Origin of the sequence: Nitratidesulfovibrio sp. 1201_IL3209, from assembly GCF_036763125.1 — a bacterium.
Taxonomy (GTDB): domain Bacteria; phylum Desulfobacterota; class Desulfovibrionia; order Desulfovibrionales; family Desulfovibrionaceae; genus Cupidesulfovibrio.
Window position 1 is genome coordinate 53083 of record NZ_JBAIYT010000022.1, and the last position, 17041, is coordinate 70123.

14 protein-coding genes are annotated in these 17041 nt (G+C 67.9%); 3 read left to right on the plus strand and 11 right to left on the minus strand.

Features of this window, described 5'->3' with window-relative positions; genetic code table 11:
• Window positions 1-266 precede the first annotated feature (266 nt).
• The gene (locus V6B97_RS11300; protein ID WP_333506612.1) at window positions 267-1850 is read left to right on the plus strand and encodes a methyl-accepting chemotaxis protein; all 1584 of its coding nucleotides are present in this window, start codon (window positions 267-269) and stop codon (window positions 1848-1850) included.
• Window positions 1851-1952: 102 nt separating this feature from the next.
• On the opposite strand, the gene V6B97_RS11305 is transcribed toward V6B97_RS11300, so the two are convergent.
• The 8 genes from V6B97_RS11305 to V6B97_RS11340 form a co-directional block, all read right to left on the minus strand.
• Window positions 1953-2447: an amphi-Trp domain-containing protein gene (locus tag V6B97_RS11305; protein ID WP_333506613.1), complete on the minus strand. Its 495-nt coding sequence runs from the start codon at window positions 2445-2447 to the stop codon at window positions 1953-1955.
• A gap of 64 nt (window positions 2448-2511) precedes the next feature.
• The gene (locus V6B97_RS11310) at window positions 2512-3738 is read right to left on the minus strand and encodes a GAK system CofD-like protein (RefSeq protein ID WP_333506614.1); all 1227 of its coding nucleotides are present in this window, start codon (window positions 3736-3738) and stop codon (window positions 2512-2514) included.
• Between the two features lie 13 nt (window positions 3739-3751).
• Window positions 3752-4891, minus strand: coding sequence for an HprK-related kinase B (locus V6B97_RS11315; RefSeq protein WP_333506615.1), 1140 nt, complete (start codon window positions 4889-4891; stop codon window positions 3752-3754).
• The gene (locus tag V6B97_RS11320) at window positions 4888-5805 is read right to left on the minus strand and encodes a GAK system ATP-grasp enzyme (RefSeq protein ID WP_333506616.1); all 918 of its coding nucleotides are present in this window, start codon (window positions 5803-5805) and stop codon (window positions 4888-4890) included. The genes V6B97_RS11315 and V6B97_RS11320 overlap by 4 nt, the downstream gene beginning before the upstream one ends.
• Window positions 5787-7568 carry a PhoU domain-containing protein gene (locus tag V6B97_RS11325; RefSeq protein ID WP_333506617.1) on the minus strand — a complete coding sequence of 594 codons (1782 nt, stop codon included), beginning with the start codon at window positions 7566-7568 and terminating at the stop codon, window positions 5787-5789. Before V6B97_RS11325 ends, V6B97_RS11320 begins: the two co-directional genes overlap by 19 nt.
• Before the next feature lie 79 nt (window positions 7569-7647).
• A complete protein-coding gene (locus V6B97_RS11330; RefSeq protein ID WP_333506618.1) occupies window positions 7648-7920 on the minus strand; it encodes an amphi-Trp domain-containing protein in 273 nt (90 codons plus the stop codon).
• Window positions 7921-8056: 136 nt separating this feature from the next.
• Entirely contained in the window at window positions 8057-9355 is a 1299-nt protein-coding gene (locus V6B97_RS11335; protein WP_333506619.1) for a hypothetical protein, read from the minus strand.
• Window positions 9356-9365: 10 nt separating this feature from the next.
• Window positions 9366-10046 (minus strand): GAK system XXXCH domain-containing protein, encoded by a 681-nt coding sequence (locus tag V6B97_RS11340; RefSeq protein WP_333506620.1) that lies wholly within the window; start codon window positions 10044-10046, stop codon window positions 9366-9368.
• A 706-nt stretch (window positions 10047-10752) separates the two neighbouring features.
• On the opposite strand from V6B97_RS11340, the gene V6B97_RS11345 reads away from it, so the two are divergent.
• Window positions 10753-11922 (plus strand): M48 family metallopeptidase, encoded by a 1170-nt coding sequence (locus tag V6B97_RS11345; RefSeq protein ID WP_333506621.1) that lies wholly within the window; start codon window positions 10753-10755, stop codon window positions 11920-11922.
• A 341-nt stretch (window positions 11923-12263) separates the two neighbouring features.
• On the opposite strand, the gene V6B97_RS11350 is transcribed toward V6B97_RS11345, so the two are convergent.
• Complete coding sequence (locus V6B97_RS11350) at window positions 12264-13898, minus strand: glutamate synthase-related protein (protein WP_333506622.1); 1635 nt, start codon at window positions 13896-13898, stop codon at window positions 12264-12266.
• A 608-nt stretch (window positions 13899-14506) separates the two neighbouring features.
• Here V6B97_RS11350 and V6B97_RS11355 point away from each other — a divergent pair.
• Window positions 14507-14923 (plus strand): secondary thiamine-phosphate synthase enzyme YjbQ, encoded by a 417-nt coding sequence (locus tag V6B97_RS11355; RefSeq protein ID WP_333506623.1) that lies wholly within the window; start codon window positions 14507-14509, stop codon window positions 14921-14923.
• A 15-nt stretch (window positions 14924-14938) separates the two neighbouring features.
• On the opposite strand, the gene V6B97_RS11360 is transcribed toward V6B97_RS11355, so the two are convergent.
• The gene (locus V6B97_RS11360; RefSeq protein ID WP_333506624.1) at window positions 14939-15910 is read right to left on the minus strand and encodes a hypothetical protein; all 972 of its coding nucleotides are present in this window, start codon (window positions 15908-15910) and stop codon (window positions 14939-14941) included.
• Window positions 15911-16169: 259 nt separating this feature from the next.
• Window positions 16170-16823 (minus strand): flagellar brake protein, encoded by a 654-nt coding sequence (locus V6B97_RS11365; protein ID WP_333506625.1) that lies wholly within the window; start codon window positions 16821-16823, stop codon window positions 16170-16172.
• Between the last annotated feature and the right edge of the window lie 218 nt (window positions 16824-17041).

A 17041-nucleotide genomic window follows, 5' to 3' on the forward strand; every position in this document is an offset into this window, starting at 1 on the left:
TCGTGCGGCGAACATACCGTTGTCGCGCGGCGAAGGAAAGGGCCTTGCGCATGCGGCCGGAAGTTGTCGGCAGCCCCGGGGATTTTCTTGAAAGGCCACGTCCGCTCGGCTAACGTTTATGCCGGTTGCGCCGATAGGCTGTAACGTGATGCATGCCGCCAAATGCATCCGTTGCGGGCGCACGCAGCAAATGCTCCCGGCGCGGGGCGGCGCCGCCAGACTCCACCGCCATTTTGCCGTGTCCTGTCACACAAGGAGATGCCTCGATGATGCAAGGGTTGCGCATCCGGACACTTATCTTCCTGCTCGCACTGGTTCCCCTGGTCTGTCTGGGCGGTTTCGCCTGGCTCGGTTCCGTGGGCGCGGGCTCCATCACCCCCGGCGTCATCTGGCTGGCCGGGGGCATCACCGTGGGGTGCGCGGTGGTGCTGGCCATAGCCCTGGCCCTTCTGCTGCACGCCAAGGTGGTCAGGCCCCTGGGCGAGATCACCTGGCGGCTCGACCGCCTGAAGGCCGGGGACCATTCCGTCTGTTTCGCCTGCGACGGCGGCGATGAACTGGTCGAGATGCGCATCGCCCTCGATGGTCTTATCGGCCAGTTGCGCAGAAACCTTTCCTTTGCGCAGGGCGTGCTGAAGGGCATCGACACCCCCTTCGTGGTGGTGGACCCTAAGGAGGTGCTCACCTACACCAACACCAACCTGCTGCACATCCTGGAGCACGACGGCAAGCCGGAGGACTTCCACGGCCAGAACGTGGCCCAGTTCTTCTACGGCGACGCCACCCGGCGCACGGTGCTGCGTGACTGTATCGAGAACGGCACCGTGGCCCGGCGCGAGGTGGACCTGACCGGACGCAAGGGCGGCAAGCGGCGCATCTTCATCAACGCCTCGCCCCTGTACGACATCGAGGGCAAGCTGATGGGCGCGCTGTGCATCTATCAGGACCTTACCGACCTGCGCGCCCGCGAGGCCGAGTTGGAGGCCACCAACCGGCGCATCGCCGACGCGGCCCGCCAGTCGGAGGAAATCTCCGGCGAGGTGGCCCGCACCTCGGCCACCCTGGCCGGGCAGATGCGCAACGCGGGCACCCTCACCGACCGGCAGGCCGGGCGCATCGGCGAGACGGCCGCCGCCATGGATGAAATGAACAGCGCCGTGCTGGCCGTGGCCCGCAGCGCCTCGGACGCCGCCCATCAGGCCACCGACGCCCGCGCCAAGGCGGAAGCCGGGGCGGGCGTGGTGGAAAAGGCCATGGCCGCCATCGACGAGGTGAGCGCCATGGCCGCCCGGCTCAAGGCCGACCTGGGCGCGCTGGGCACCAGGGCCGAGGGCATCGGCCGGGTCATGGAGGTCATCAGCGACATTGCGGACCAGACCAACCTGCTGGCCCTGAACGCGGCCATCGAGGCTGCCCGCGCCGGTGACGCCGGACGCGGTTTCGCCGTGGTGGCCGACGAGGTGCGCAAGCTGGCCGAAAAGACCATGAACGCCACCCGCGAGGTGGGCGAGGCCATCCGGGCGATCCAGGAAGGCACCCGCGATTCGGTGGCGGGCATGGAGGCGGCGGTGCACGCGGTGGAACGTTCGCGCGGGCTGTCCGCCGAATCGGGCGCGGCCCTGGCCGAAATCGTCACTCTGGTGGTGGCCACCAACGACCAGGTGCACGCCATCGCCACGGCGGCGGAACAGCAGTCGTCCACCAGCGAACACATCAGCAGTTCCGTGGCCGAGGTGCGCGACATCTCGGGCAAGGTCACGTCCGAGGTGGAGCAGGCCGGGCGCGCGGTGAGCGCGCTGGCCGACATGGCCGGGCAGTTGCGGGGGATCATTCATAATATGACAGCATAGGGGCGCAAGCCGCCCCGCCCCGAAAGACAAGGCAACGCGGCCGCCCGTCGGAATACTCTGGCGGGCGGCCTTCGTGCCTGTTCTGTCTGGTGTGGCGCGGGGCTATTTGCCGCCGGGCTTGGTGGAGTCCTTGGGGGCGGCGGGCTTGGCCGGTTCCGGCTTGGAGTCGCCATAGCTCACCGAGGACGCCGGGGCCGTGGGGCCGGGCTTGGCCGGGGCAGCCGCAGCTTTGGCGTCGGCGGGCTTGGCCGGGGCCGGGGTGGCCTTGGCGGCTTCCGCGGGGGCGGAGGTGGGGCAGCCCTTGGCGCAGGGGGCGTCGGCCTTGGGCAGGTCGGCGGAGATGGTCAGCGGGTCTTCCACCACGGCGGGGGCCGCGCTCCATTCCAGTTCCAGCGAGAACTTCTGCTTGTCGCCCTTGCGGCGCGCCTCGATTTCCACGTTCACGCTCTGCGGCGGGGTCAGCACCACCGATTCGCCCCCCCGCTCCACCACGATGCGGCCTTCCTTGAAGCCCTTCAGCAGCGCTTCCAGGTAGGCCACCGCCTCGGCGTAGGCCATCTGCTGTTCGATGCTCACCTTCTGCTTTTCACCGTCCATGGGAATCCTCCATTAGTTGGTAGCGGTTGTGTCCGGTGCGGGCCGCGCGGACGCCCTGCCGGGCTCAGCACAGCGAAAGCAGCACCGGGTTGAGCAGGCGTTCGTCGATGTACGGGGCCGACTGGCGGCTCACCAGCGGGCAGTCCAGCACGCGGATGCCCAGTTCGGCCAGGCGCTGCAACATGGCCCTGGGAATGCCGCCGGGGTAGCGGCCGCCCTTGGAATCCACCAGCATGAAGTCCAGCACGTCGCGCGGGCTGATGGCGTCCGGCGCGTCGTTGCGCAGGTGGCGCAGCAACCGCTCCACCTGCAACTCAAGGGTGTGGCCCAGCAGTTCCGGGTCGCTGCCGGTGTTGGGCACGAAGACCTTGGGGCAGCGGGTGGCGGCCAGGGCCGCGCCCACGCCCGAGGGCAGCAGGTTGGCGATGACGCTGGAATAGAAGCTGCCCACAGGATAACACACCAGTTCGGCCATGGCGATGAGTTCGCGCACCTTGGCCCGCAGGCGCAGGTCCGCCGGGGCGGTGTCGTCGGGCGACCTGCACAGCCAGATGTCCTCGATGCGCGCGGTGAGCGGCGGCGTGCCGTTCTTGCCGGTGAAACGGTGCTGCCCGCCGATGACCCGGCCGTCGGCCAGCTTCACGGCCAGGTGCAGGTCGGCGTTGGCGATGGGCCGCACCACCCCGCGCACCTGCACCAGCTTGGAAAAGATGAAGATCACCGGGTCCAGGTGGCGGCGGTTCTGCAGGTAGCCGGACGCCAGCACGATGTTGCCGAGGCTGGCCCCGCGCGGGTCGAAGCCGCCTTCCTTTTGCAGCCCGGCATGCTCGATGAACGCCCCGATGTGCGAGCGCACGATCTTGCGCAGCGGGTCGGGTATCGCCCGGACAAGAGGATGCCTGCCTTGGGCCAGCGCGGAGAGGGTGTCGGCCAGCTCTGCCCGTCCCGCCCGGTCGCCCTCGGCGGGCAGGCGGAAGGCGAACAGCCGGAACACGGCGGGGTTGCCGTGCAGGCTGCGGTCGGCCAGGGCCATCAGCCGGTTGCGCAGGTCCCCCACGGCGGGCATGGCGAAGGCCTGGCGCAGCCGGGCGGAACTGCCGCCGGAATCGAACGGGGTGATCAGGTGCACCGAGTTGTGGGTGTAGCGCGCAAGGTCGGTGGCGGCGTCGCGCAGCGCCGTGCCCCCGCTGAAGAACAGGATGCGCGGCCCCAGGTCCGGCGCGCGGGCGAAGCGTTCCACCTTCACCGGGTCGGGCAGGGTGACCTGCCGGGTCAGCAGCAGCCGGGCCATTCCGCGCCCGGCCCTACAGCCCGCCCGTGGACAGGAAGCGCATGCATGCGTCCGCCGCGCCGTCGAAGTCCACCCCGCCGGACATTTCGATGATCGGTACCCCGGCAAGGGCGCGCGCGTACTCCGCAAGGCCGGGGTCGTTTTTCCAGCCGCCGGGGCCGGGCAGGTAGAAGACTCCGGTGGACTTCATGAACGCGGGCAGCAGGTCGGGCCGGTGGTCCGCGCTGTCCATGCGCACCCGCAGCGGTTCGCCGTTGCGCCGCCAGTTCAGGATCACCAGCGCGTCCAGCGGGGCCTGCGGTACGAAGCGCCCCGGTCCGAAGCAATCGGAGATGATGGCGTCGTACTTGCGCTCCAGGTGCCACAGGTCGTCGGGGGGCAGCGCGGACAGGATGATGCGTTCCTCTTCGGTCAGCACCGGGGCAAGGTCGGGGTTGGCCAGGATGGTGCCGGGGTTGATGCGCGGCTGCTTGGGAATGCCCAGGCAGCGCGGGGCGGCGACGCCGCTTCCCCGTTCCACCAGCACCCGGTCGTTGCTGACGAAGGTGGTCCCCCGGCTCATCAGCCGCAACGACAGGGTGGACTTGCCCATGCCCGAAAATCCCGCCACGGCAAGGCCGCGCCCGGCGTGGGACACGGCGGCGGCGTGGCCCAGCAGGCAGCCCCGGTTCAGCATCAGTTCCAGGTAGCGGTTGTTGATGAAGTTGACCACCTGGTTGTCGTTGGCGATGCACGGCCCCACGGCCACGTTGTCCCCCCCGCCGAAGGCGAAGAGCATGCCCGTCAGCCGCTTGTGCACCATGCGCCCGTCCTGCAGGTCCAGGTATTCTTCCTTGACCGTGCGCTTGCCCGCGTCGGGCCGCTTCACGGTGAAGGGCAGCCCCCAGTCGCGGCGCGGGGCCTCGTGCGCGGTGACCCGGATGACCTCGGCCCCGGCGGGCACGCCGTATTCCTGCACCTCCGGCGTCAGGAATTCGCCGAAGTAGCGGGACAGTTTGTGATGCAGTTCCGGCGCGTTGGTGGCCACGCGCACGTACACGTCGTTGATGCGCAGGGCCAGTTCGTGGGTGGCGGGGTACCAGCCGCGCACGTCGGCGGCCAGGGTTGCGCGCGTCAGGTGCGGGGAAAGGGTGCGGGCGGCGGTGGCGCTCATGCGGCGGGCTCCATGGGAGTATCACCTGACAGGCAGTTCCGCACGTGCTCCAGCAGGAGTTGCGCGGCGTCCAGCCCGCTGGTCTCCAGGATGCCCCGGAATCCGCCGAAGGCCGACACCTCGAAGACGTAGGGGCCGGACGCGGTCAGGGCCACGTCCACACAGGTGAAATCGAGGCCGAACAGCGCCTGCGCCCGCTCGGCCATGGCGATGACCTCGGCCGGGGGCTCGAAGGCGGCATATCTGCCGCCGTCGGCCGTGGTGGTGTTCCAACTGCCGTTGGTGCGGCAGCGGGCGTAGGTGGTCAGGTACCTGCCGCCCAGGAAGACCACGCCAAGGTCCTGCCCGCCTTCCAGCTCGATGGTTTTCTGGATGTACAGGATGGAGTGGTCGGCCTTGTAGGCCGCCACCCTGTCGTGAAGGTCGCGCAGGTCGCGCGGGTCGGGACCCGCCTCCATGATGGTCATGCCGCGCGCCTTGGTGGAGTACAGCGGCTTGAACACCGCGCGGCCGTATTCCCGCACGGCCGCGACCGCGTGGTCCACGTCCTCGGTGATGGTGGTGGGCGGCATGGGAATGGAGCCCGACTGGAGGGTGATGGTGCAGCTCAGCCGGTCCAGCACCCGCAGCACCCGCAGCGGGGCCGAGAACACGGGCAGGCCCCGTTCGTTGAGCAGGCGCAGCATTTCCAGCCGGTCCAGCAGGTCCGGCGAGTACCACGCCCCGATCTTCTTGATGATCAGCGCGTCCAGCGTGGAAAGGTCGGTGTCTTCGTATATGCAGCGGCCCGACGGCAGGTCCAGCCGCACCTTGTCCATTTCGATGAGCAGGCGGTGCCCGGTGGCCCTGCCCACGGTGTCGGCCAGCAGTTCCGACGACCAGCCGCCGCTGGTTCCTACGACGCCAATGCGCACGGCGCTTCCTCCCTGGTGATGGCGTTGCGGCCGCAGTCCAGCACCTCCACCGGCAGGCGGAAGCCTTCCCACGGGCCGCCATGGGCCACGATGCGCTCCATCAGGTAGTGCGAGCGCAGGTACATGTCCTTGGCGAAATGGTGGTTCAGTTCGAACCGGGTGGATGTGTACAGCGAGCGGGCCAGCGCCAGGGCCAGCCGCGCCTGGAAGGTGGCGTCGCCGCGCGCGTCCGCCACCCCGAGGGCGAAGAGCAGGAATTCGCGCATCACCCAGCGGATGCGCTGGCGCAGGGCGGGCTCGAACACCGGCAGCCGGTAGTTGGAGACCAGGAACACCGAAATGTCCTGCACGCAGTCGAAGTCGCGCGAGCGGTGCAGGTCGATGAACCGCACCGCCTGCCGGGTGTGGTCGTAGACCAGGTTGTTCACGTTGAAGTCGCCGTGGATGAACACGGTGGACGGCGCGGGCAGGGTCTTTTCGATGGCCTCGCAGCGGTCGACGAGCTGCCCGGTGGACAGGGCGCCCGCGCCGCACAGGCTGACGCCGTCGCGCCGCAGGCCGGGGTGCACCTGCAACACGGACTCCATGCGCGAACGCATCTGGCGCATGTAGTCGGTGGGCGCCGGGCCGGGCGCGGCCGTCCTTTCCCATATCTCGTGCAGGGTCTGGAGCAGCACGAACATGGCGTTCTGCAGGATTTCGTCGTCGCCGGTCAGGACGATTTCGTCCAGCGTGCACCCTTGCAGGAATTCCACCAGCAGAGCGGCGGAGTCGTCGTCCTCGTGGTAGCCGAAGATTTCCGGCACCAGGTTGGGGAACAGGGTGGACCAGCGGGCGATGTTGTCCCGCTCCCTGATGATCTTCTTCTTGTTGCCCTGCTTGTAGATGGAGCCGAGGCCGCCGGGAGCGGGCCCGGCCTGCCCGTCGGCCCGCGCCTGCTCCTCTCCGCCGCTTCCACAGGACGGCCCGCCCCCGCCTTCCGCGTCGCCGGTGGAGCCGCGCGCGTTGCGCACCCGCTCCACCCGGCCGATGCGACAGCCGGAACGGGTGCCCCAGATGGACCGGAAGTCGATGTCCGACAGCGAATCGCCGAAGCCCGATGTGGACAGCGTCTTCTGCAACGCTTCGAACTGCTTTATCTTTATCTTTTCGCCCAGCACGCTGAAGATCAGCGCCTCGCCCACGTTCAGCAGGCTGTCGCCGATGCGTTCCAGATACCGGAAGATGAAGATGGTGGTGATGCGGTCGTGCACGCTGCGGCCGTCGGACATTTCGGCCAAGGTGCGGTGGAACACCGCCTCGTACAGCCGGTCCAACTCGTACTCGCTGCGGCAGATGGCCAGGGCGCCGGGCAGGTCTTCCCTTTCCAGCGCGGGGATGATGCGGTTCAGGCTGGCCTCTATCTCGGCGAAGATGGGGTCGTACTCGTCGGCCCGGAGGCGGCCGGGATCGGAAAGGTGGGCCATCTGCCCCAGGATGTTCACGCAGAAGTCGGCGATGCGCTCCAGGTTCACGGCAATGGTGTGGATGGCCCGGATGCGGTGTATCTCGCGCCGGTCCAGCGAGTTGTCCGTGTGGATGCGCGAGAAACACTTGTTCTCGATGATGGTCTTCAGGTTGTCGATGTAGTCGTCGCGCCCGGTGATGCGGTCGAACAGCTCGCGCGTGGGGGCACGCATGAATTCGTGCGTGGCGCGCAGCTGGCCCGAAACCTCGAGCACCAGGAACCTGAAGTTTTCGCTCAGCCCTTCGAAGGTGATCATGTGCGGAACATCTTGCCTTTGGGACTGTCCGTTGAAGAACGCGGGGGCGGCGCTCCGGCCCCGTCCTCATGGCCGGGCGTCAGTTGCTGCTGACGGACAGCGTCCTGTCGGTGGTTTCCACGCGGGGGGCGTCCTTCCATTCCAGCTTCAGGCTGACCTTGCTCGACCCGCCCTTGCGCCGGGCCTTCACTTCCACCTGCAACAGCCCCTGCGGGAACAGCTCGATGCGCTCGCCGCCGGAGGACAGCACCAGGTGCTTGCTGCCCACGCCCTCGGTGAGCGCTTCAAGGAAGGCGCGGATGGATTCGCAGTCCTGCAACGATTCGAAGACGAACTTTTCTTCCGAACTCATGGCTGTCTCCTGTCTCGGGTTGGTTATGCCCCGCGCGGGGGGCGGCGGTGTGCCATACCGGTGAAAGTCGGGTGACGGCCGGGGCGGGGCGGGGGTGGGGGGGGCCGGGGTGCGTCGCGTCGCCTGCGGGCCGTTGTCAGCCAGCCAGCCTGGCCCGGTAGTCCCTGATGACGCTGGCGCGGCTCACCCCCGTCAGCGAAAGGCGCTTGCGCACGGCGGGGTCGTCCCAGGCCGGTTGCAGGCCCACCTCGCGCGCCGCCTTTTCCGTATCCTGCCGGTCGCGCGGGCGGGTCTTTTCGCCCAGGTGGCAGTCGTCGCCCATGAACACCAGGATTTCGCGGCGCGAAAGGCCCGGCCCCCGGTTCTTGCGGTTGGCCACGGAAATGAGGAATTCGGTGTACCGGCTGGACTGGGGGTTCCACACCTCGTAGCCGTCCACGTCGTATTCGGCGAGCAGGATGGGCCAGAACTGTTCCGGGTGCGGAATGACCACGCACCCGCCAAGGCTGTGCGCTTCTTCGATGAATTCCGTGGCCCGGTAGAAGTAGTCGAGCGGAAAGCGCCGCTTTACCTGTTCCTTCACCGCCTTCAGGTAGGCCTGCACCCGATCGATGAAGGTGTCTTCCCAGTCGCCGCGCAGCCCGTCGATGAAGTTGCGCAGCAGCTTGTTCTTGATCATGTCCTCGGGCAGGCCCGCGCCGTGGGTTTCCAGCAGGCGCGAGAACTTGCCGGTCATGACTCGGGCGAAGGCCAGCACGTCGTCGTCGGCGCCGGTCTCGCGCACGGCGTGCCCGGCCACGTTGTCGTCGGGCCGCACCACCGCGCGCACGTAGTCGTACAGTTGCGAGGCGCGGTACTTGCGGGTGTGGGCCAGCATGGAGCGCAGGGTGTGCGCCCTGTCGCCCGGAAGGGGGTCGGGGGGCGCGTCCGCGCAGCCGCCGGTCGGGGCGTCGCCGGGCGTGTGGTCGGCCGACACTCCGGTCGGTACTGCGGCCGGGGCTCCGGTGGCAGGGCCGGATGGGGGGGCGGGGGCCACGCGGCGGCTTTCGAAGTGCAGCAGCAATTGCACCTTCTGGTTGAAGCCGCTGGAATAGCAGTCCACCTCCACGCCGGTGTAGCCGTCCCAGCTTGTCAATTCGTTGTGCTGGGTGGGGATGATCAACTCTTCCTCGCGGCCGGGGAACATGGTCTCGATGCGCTGGCGGATGAGCCCCATGGGCACGAATTCCGGGTGCCAGTGGGTGGCCAGCACCTCGCGCTGGGCCTCGTGCACGGCCGGGGGCGTGGTCACCTGTTCCGCCTGCCAGGGGGCCAGTTCGGTGACGACCAGCGAGCGGAACAGGGCCTCCTCCTGCTCGGTGACGTCATCGGAAAGTGCCTGCAACCGGGCTTCAAGGTCTGCGCACCGGCGCGCCACGGGTTTGACGATCTTCATGGCGGACGGCCTATTTGTAGCGGTCATGGCACAGCACCATGAGCCGGTAGAGTTCTTCCACGGCGTGGCGGAGTTCCAGCGTGACGGGCGGCGTGACGGGGACGCCGGGGGCGGAAGGGGCGTGCGGGGCGTCGGATGCCGCGTCCGGGGAAACGGCGGCGGACGCGGCCTCCAGCGCCGCGCGCAGGGCTTCGGTGGCCTGGCGGTACGCCTCGTAGTGTTCGTCGCCGTAGCCCGGATATTCCACCATAAGCAGTGAATCGGACAGGAAGGACGCGGCGGCCTCGGGCGGGGGCATCACCCCGGCCTGCACGGCCCGGCGCAGCGCCTTGAACGACGAGCGCATCCGCTTCTTCAGCGACTTGTACGAGGGGCGTCCCGGAGACCGGGCCGGGCGGGCGGCCGCGTCGCCGGCAGCCGCCGTTCCGGTGGCATGGGGCGGGATGGTGGCCGCGTCGGGGGTCTTGACCTTGAGCACCACCTCCATCTGGCCGAAGGCGTGCCTGGCGTTGAGCTTGAACTTGCGGAAATCGCCCAGCCCGGCGGCCAGCAGCGGGTCCGTTTCGCCTCCGGTCGCCGCATCGGCCGGAGTCTCGCCCGCGCCAGCCTGCTCCAGGGCGTCGGCAATGCGCCGCAGCACGGCGGGCAGTTCCTGCCGGGTGATGGAAAAGGAGGTCTTTCTGCTGCCCATGGTCAGGTACCCCGATGGCGGGCACGGTGCCCCGTTCCTGCGCGGAACGTGCCCGGCGTGCCGCCCGATTGAGACTGTCGTGACTGTCGTGACTGTCGGGACTGGCGCCGCCGCTTCCGCGGCATGGCGGCGCGGGCGGAATGTCACCTTTCCGCGCCGTGTGACGGTTCCGGAACGTCGTCTTCCGGTCATGTACACGCGGGAAAGGCCGACCTTGATGGCTGGACGATGGCGGTATCGTTACAATGATATTCCGGACGTTACGTTTGCATGACGGGGCGTTCGCGCGCCGCCGCCGTGCCCGCGCGAACCGTTCCGGGGGGTTGCCTCCGGTACGGCGCGGCCTGCCGCCAGCATACCATGCCACCCACGTTGCGGGAACATGCGGTGCGCATGATGGAATGCGGGAACGCCATGCGGCGGCACGCAGGGGCAGGCACGTGCACATGTTGCAGTGCCGGCTTTCAAGGCACGGGGTTTGCTTCGCATCAGAAGATGCGCCAAAGCGGCATGTTCTGCCGTATTACGATGTGATGTCGCGGCACGGAGATGCCATGCGGGCCGATGTTTCGCGGAGGACTTGCATGAACTGTCGCGGCACGGTATGCGGCGGCAGAGGGATGAGGGTTCCGCACAAGATGAACGCGCGCGCCGGGCGAGGGGAAAGAGGCATCCGCGCGGGACGATGCACCGGAATGGAGGTGGCATGACGGTATTTCGGGGAAGGATGCAGTGGGGTCCGGGCGTCGCGCCGCTGCTTGCGGTCGCCCTGGCATCCTTGCTGCTGGTTCCGGCGCTGTCGGGGTGCGGCCGCAAGGCCGTGTCTCCGGCCCCCGTTGTCGAGGCAAGAAAGGAACACTGCCCCCAGCCGCCCGCCTCGGTGGAGCGGCGGATGTGCCAGCGCGAACGGCTGTGGAACGTGGGCTACGCCCTGCGCGAATCCAACGCCCCGCTGTGCGGCGGGCGCACCGTGCTGGACGACGGCGTGGTGGTGGTCAGCACCGACACGCTGGACGACATGCTTTCGCCGGTGCGCTGGGGCGACCTTGGGGCCTTCGTGGAAATGCGCCGCTGGCGCGACGCCTACGCGCGCGAGTACGGGCTGGATGCGCGCCACCGGGTCATCAGCGTGCTGCGCGGCAGCGGCGGCGAAGAGGCGGGCATCCGTCCCGGCGACGTGCTGGTGGCGGTGAACGGCCAGCCCATGCCCTCCGGCAAGCTGGCCGCGCGCACCCTGCGCTGGCAGGTGACCAAGGCCCTGGGCGCGGGCGACACCGTGACCTACACCGTGGACCGGAACGGCCTGCGCATGGACGTGCCGGTGCGCTTCCACCGGGTGTGCGACACCATCATGGACGTGGAGGTGCGCGACACCGTGGACGCCTCTTCCACGGGCCAGTCCATCCACGTGACCATCGGCCTTCTGGAGCGCTTTTCCGACGATGCGGACCTGGCCGCCGTGCTGGGCCGCGAAATGGCCAGGCATATCCGCCAGACGGGGCAGACAGGTCCGATCGGCCAGACGGGGGGCGGCGCGGCGTCGTCCGGAACCGGCAAGCCCGGCGTGCGCGGGTACTACGGCATGCCCCCGGCGGGCGGGCTGGTGAAGCCCGAAGCCGCAGAGGCGGACCGCCAGACCGGCGGCCACGACATCGACCGTCTGGCCCTGTTCTGCATGGCCCGCGCGGGGTACGACCACCGCCGGGCCGGACCCATGTTCGAGGCGATGGCGGAACTGCCGCTCTCGCGCCGCTCGGTGCTGCACGGCGAAATTGTTCCGGCCGGTGTCGATGCCCGGGCGCGCTCCGCCCGGCTGGCCCTGGCCGTGGCCGAGATCGACGGCAGGCTGGCGGCGGGGCAGCCACTTACCCCCTGAACTGCTGTGAGATCAGGCCGCGGGTAAAATCCGGTTTTTTGGACGCCTCCGGCGGCCAAGGGGCTGGCGCCCCTTGGAACCCCATTTTCAACAAGAACAGTTTGAAGAACACGAGAAAACAGGAACGGGGCGGAAACCATGCAGGTTTCCGCCCCGTTTTCATCTGGTGCGTTTAGGGCTGCCCCGGCGGCGCGCTAGGGGTTGTTTCTAAATGAGGATTTTCGTTCGTTGGCAAGGAAAACGAGCCTGCCATGAGGGAGTATACTCTTATCGTATTCGACCGACATGGCAGGCGAAGTTTGACACAGCCAACGGGCGAAAGGGCAATTTAGAAACAGCCCCTACGCTTTCAGGATGGCCCTGGCGAACTCATCCTGCACGTCGGTGATGAACGGGATGCCGGTTTCGCGCTCGGTCTCGCGGTTGCCCGAGGCGATGTCCTCGCGGCGGATCTGGTCCAGCGAGAAGCGGCGGGCGCCCGCCATCAACTGCTGCACGCCCGCGCCCAGCTTGTCCAGCAGGGTCCACATGGCGATGGCCCCGTACGGCAGGTCCTTCATGGCCTCGCGCCCGATCTTGGCCTGCATGTCATGGTACCCGGCGAAGATTTCCTCCGCCGTGGCGCCGTGCTCGGACACGGTCTTGGGCAGCGCGTCCCAGTTGCCGCTGACGCGGGCGCGGTTTTCGGGCTTCAGCACGCCCTCGATGTTGGACCCGAGGAAGCCGGGAATCATCATGGCCCGGCCCATGCAGATCATCTTCACGTAGGGCGCGCCAAGGGCCAGCCCCTTGAATATCTGGCTGGGCCTGGCGAAGCCGCCCGCGAAGGACATGTCCACCACCCGGCGGCCGCTGGCGGCCAGCAGGGCCGCGTACTCGGCGGCCTTGGCGTGCAGCAGGATGGACGGCACGCCCCAGGTTTCCATCATGTCCCACGGGCTCATGCCGGTGCCGCCGCCCGCGCCGTCGATGGTCAGCAGGTCCAGTTCGCACTCGGAGGCCAGGCGGATGGACATGGCCAGCGCCTCCATGCCGTAGGCGCCGGTCTTCAGCGAGATGCGGCCGAAGCCCAGCGAGCGCAGGTAGGCCACCTGGGTCATGAAGTTCTCGCGCACCTGCTCGTAGCCGGAAAGGTCGGTGTAGCCCAGGCGGCTGTGCCGGGCGAAGCCCTTCACCGCGCCGGTGCGGTAGCCTTCCTGCACCTCGGGCCGGGTGGGGTCGGGGTCCACCAGGTAGCCGCGCTGCTTCAGGAACTGGGCGTAGTCCAGGCTCTTCACCTCGATCTCGCCGCCGATGTCCTTGGCGCCCTGGCCCCACTTCAGCTCGATGATCACCTTGTCGCCGTACTTGCCCGCCACGTATTCGGCCACGCCGTTGCGGGTGTCCTCCACGTTCAGCTGCACGATGATGGCGCCGTGCCCGTCGTAGTAGCGCAGGTAGTTGTCGATGCGGCGTTCCAGTTCGGGGGCCCTGGTGATGCGCCCGCTCTCCAGCACGGCCTCGCGGTCGATGCCCACCACATTTTCGCCCACCACGATGGGCACGCCACAGATGGCGCAGCCGGTGGCGAAGGCGTCCCAGTATTTGGCGGCCACGAAGGTGGAGCCGAGGGCGCCGGTCATCAGCGGGTAGCGGCAGGCGGTCTTGCTGTGCGCGCCGAAGGAGGCGGCAAGGGAAACGTCGGTGAACAGGGCGTCGCCGCTGGCGGCCTTTTCGCCCGCGCCGCAGGCCCCGTAGTTGTAGCCCTGGATGCGCAGCGAATTGTACGATACCCCCACGTGGGTGGTGTTGCCGCTGCCGGCGGTGACGATGCCGAAGTCGCGCGGGTACAGGGTTTCCCGTCCCTTCATGCACGACAGCCAGGTTTCGCACTTGCCCATGCAGTCGGCGCGGCACAGGGTGCACAGGCCGGATTCGGCCGTGTTGCCGCGGTTGGTGGTGCCGAGGACGTCATTGCTCTTGAGCCACTGGGACATGCTTCCTTCCTCCGGGGTGGTCCATGATATGCCAGGTGATGGAAAGCGGGCATACCGCCAGGAACCGGGCAAGGCAACGCGGGCGTGCATGACGGATGACATGCAGTTGCGAGGGTGCTTCCGGACGATGCATGGATTGGGTGGGGTAAGCCGCGCCCGACGCCATGCAACGGCTGCCGTCCGGCATGGCGGATGCGCCGGGAAGGGACGTCCCCCGCGTGCACGGGCATGGTTCGGTGTGGAGTGTTGGCCGCCGTCACCTGTCCACCATTGAAGCGGCAGTGGCGGTGCAGCCATGTCGCAGTGGCGTGCCCGCGCGTATGGCTGAGCGCAAGCACGGGAATACATGATTTTTACAATTTCGGCTTGCTACATTTTTGTCGTAAAAAATGTCATGTTTTAGCATTTTTGTCGCTAAAAATTGATACGCCGCACAGCCATTCTTGAAAATATTCGCTTTCGAGCCACCCTGTTTGGGGAAGCAGGCGACGTGACCTTGTAATCGGAATATGTCGAAAATGTAGAAAATGGAAAAAACGAAACGCGGGCCGTCATGACCATCATGGTTGGCGTGGCTGGCATGGTTGGCGAAACTTACGGGAGGATCCATGAAATCGTGGCGCAAGGAATTGTGGTTCAACGTGCCCACGCGGCGGGCGTTCATCAACATCACCCCGCAGGTGGACGCGGAACTGGCGGAAAGCGGCGTCCGCGAGGGGTTGTGCCTGGTCAACGCCATGCACATCACGGCCAGCGTGTTCATCAACGACGACGAAAGCGGCCTGCACCACGACTACGAGCAGTGGCTGGAACGGCTGGCCCCGCACGAGCCGGTGCGCCAGTATCGCCACAACGTGGGCGAGGACAACGCCGACGCGCACATGAAGCGCCAGATCATGGGCCGCGAGGTGGTGGTGGCCGTGACCGAGGGAAGGCTGGACCTCGGCCCGTGGGAGCAGGTGTTCTACGGAGAGTTCGACGGCGGTCGCCGCAAGCGGGTGCTGGTGAAGATCATCGGGGAATGACCCCGGCGGGCGGCGTCAGGGCAGGGTGGCCCAGTAGTAGCCAAGCCCCACCAGCGCGATGGACGCGGCGCGCAGGGCCTGGTTGACCACGATGAGTTCCGCCGCCAGCGCGGGCTTGAAGTACCCGGCATAGGACGGGAACTGGTGGCGGAAGGCGCGCATGGGCGTGGACAGCACGTTGCCCGCCAGCAGGGCCAGCACGATCTCGCGCTCGGTCAACGCTCCGCCGCCCAGCACCGCCCCGGCGGCGGACACCGCCGCGCCGAATTCCGCTGCCAGGTGCAGCAGCACGATGCCCAGCGCTTCCGGCCGCAGGAAGGACAGGGCGTCCATGTGCCGGGCCATCCAGGCTTCGGCCAGGTGGAACCAGCCCGCCTGCTGCATGAAGTACACGGCCGCGTACGTGGGCACGGTGAAGAAGACCACCCGTGGCATGCGTCGGCGAAAGCGCAGCCACGCCGTGTGCAGACCGGCCCGCCAGCCTCCGGATTCATGCCCGTCCAGACGGCAGGCCACGCAGCCTTCGGGCAGCGGAGGCAGCAGCACCCGCCCGCAGGCGACCGTGAGCGCGGTGCGCAGGAAGGCGGCCAGCAGGGTCAGCCCCACGTAGACCACGGCGGGAAAGCCCAGCACCGGCCAGGTGATGAAGAACAGCGTGGGCAGGTGCACGAAGTAGCTGGGCAGGCTGTTGAACAGGTTGGCGAAGCGCAGTTCGCGCCTGGACAGCTCGCCCTTTTCGTAGCTTTCGGCCAGCAGCGAGTTGGACGCCACGGACGAGAAGAACGCCAGCGAGAACGACGCCCCGGCCACGTCGCGCAGGTGCCCCAGGCGCACCAGCGGCGCGGCCAGCCGGGCCACCCCGCGCGTCCAGTGCAACGCCTCTATGCAGTTGGCCACGAACAGCCCGGCGGACATGGACAGCACCAGGCGCAGCAGGGGGCGGCCAAGACCGTCCCAGAGGTGTCCCATGGTCTGCGCGTCGGTCATGCGGGGCTCCGTGCGGGGGAATGGGGATGCGCGTGGCGCGTGGGCCGGGGGCACGCCATGCGCACGTCAGGCGCACGGCTGGGGTGCGGCTGGGGCGCGCCGCGCAACACCGTGGCGGCGCATGGCCCGAGGCATCAGGTAGTGGCGGGGCAGGGGGGCGTCAAGCGTCCCGGAAAGGGGGAGCGGCGACCATGGAACGCACAGGGCCGTGGCGGGCGGCCGGGCAGGCGCGGGCAGTCCGCCATTGGCAGTCCGGCGGTCACACCAGGCAGGACACGCTGTCGAGGTAGGTGGACAGCTCCAGTTGCGTATCGGCGCCGAGGTCGGCGAACTTCAGGCCCAGCTGCACCCGGCTGCCGTCCATGGAGATGCTTTTCACCAGGCAGGAAAGGGAGGTCTGGGCCGAGCCCTCGCTGCCGAAGAACCCGCACTGCAACACCAGCATGTCGTCCACGGCGGTTTCGCGGAAGGGGTCCTCGCGTTGCAGTTCCAGCGAGACCTTGCAGCCGCCCTCGCTGAGGTCCAGCAGGATGCACTTGTGCACGCCATGGCGGCCGTGCACGGCGGCGGGCAGCAGGCAGTTCACCCGGCGGTGCTGGCGCAGGTCCACCTGCTCCATGGAGTCGGGGTAGTCCACGAACAGCAGGAAGCCCGGCTTGACGATGTGGTTCAGCACCTGGCTCTTGAAACCGAAGATGGTGCCCCCGGCGATGTAGCGCAGGGTCACCATCTCTCCGTTCAGCAGCCGCGCGCGGATGCCGGGCACCAGCGGCATTTTCAGGATCAGGTATTCGAAGTGCTGCAACCCCACCAGTTCGCTGGACAGGTTTTCCTTGGTGCCCGCCATGTTCAGCAGCATGCGCGTGCCGATGGGAAGGTCGAGGGCCTGGCCGTTGCGGGTGCGGGTGACCATTGAGCGCTCCGTGGCCCGCTCGGCGGGGCGTCCGGTGGTTGCGTTGCGGGGGTGCATGCGCGTTTCTAGCCGGATTTCCCCAAAAAAAGAAGGTTCCTCGACGCGAGACGTGGAAATCAGCTTTCTTGACTCTCCTTCCTGACGCATCGTAGCCTTTCCCTTTGCCCAGGAGGGAAGGAGCCGTGGAAGCTAACGATTTACTGACGTTGGGCCTTGGC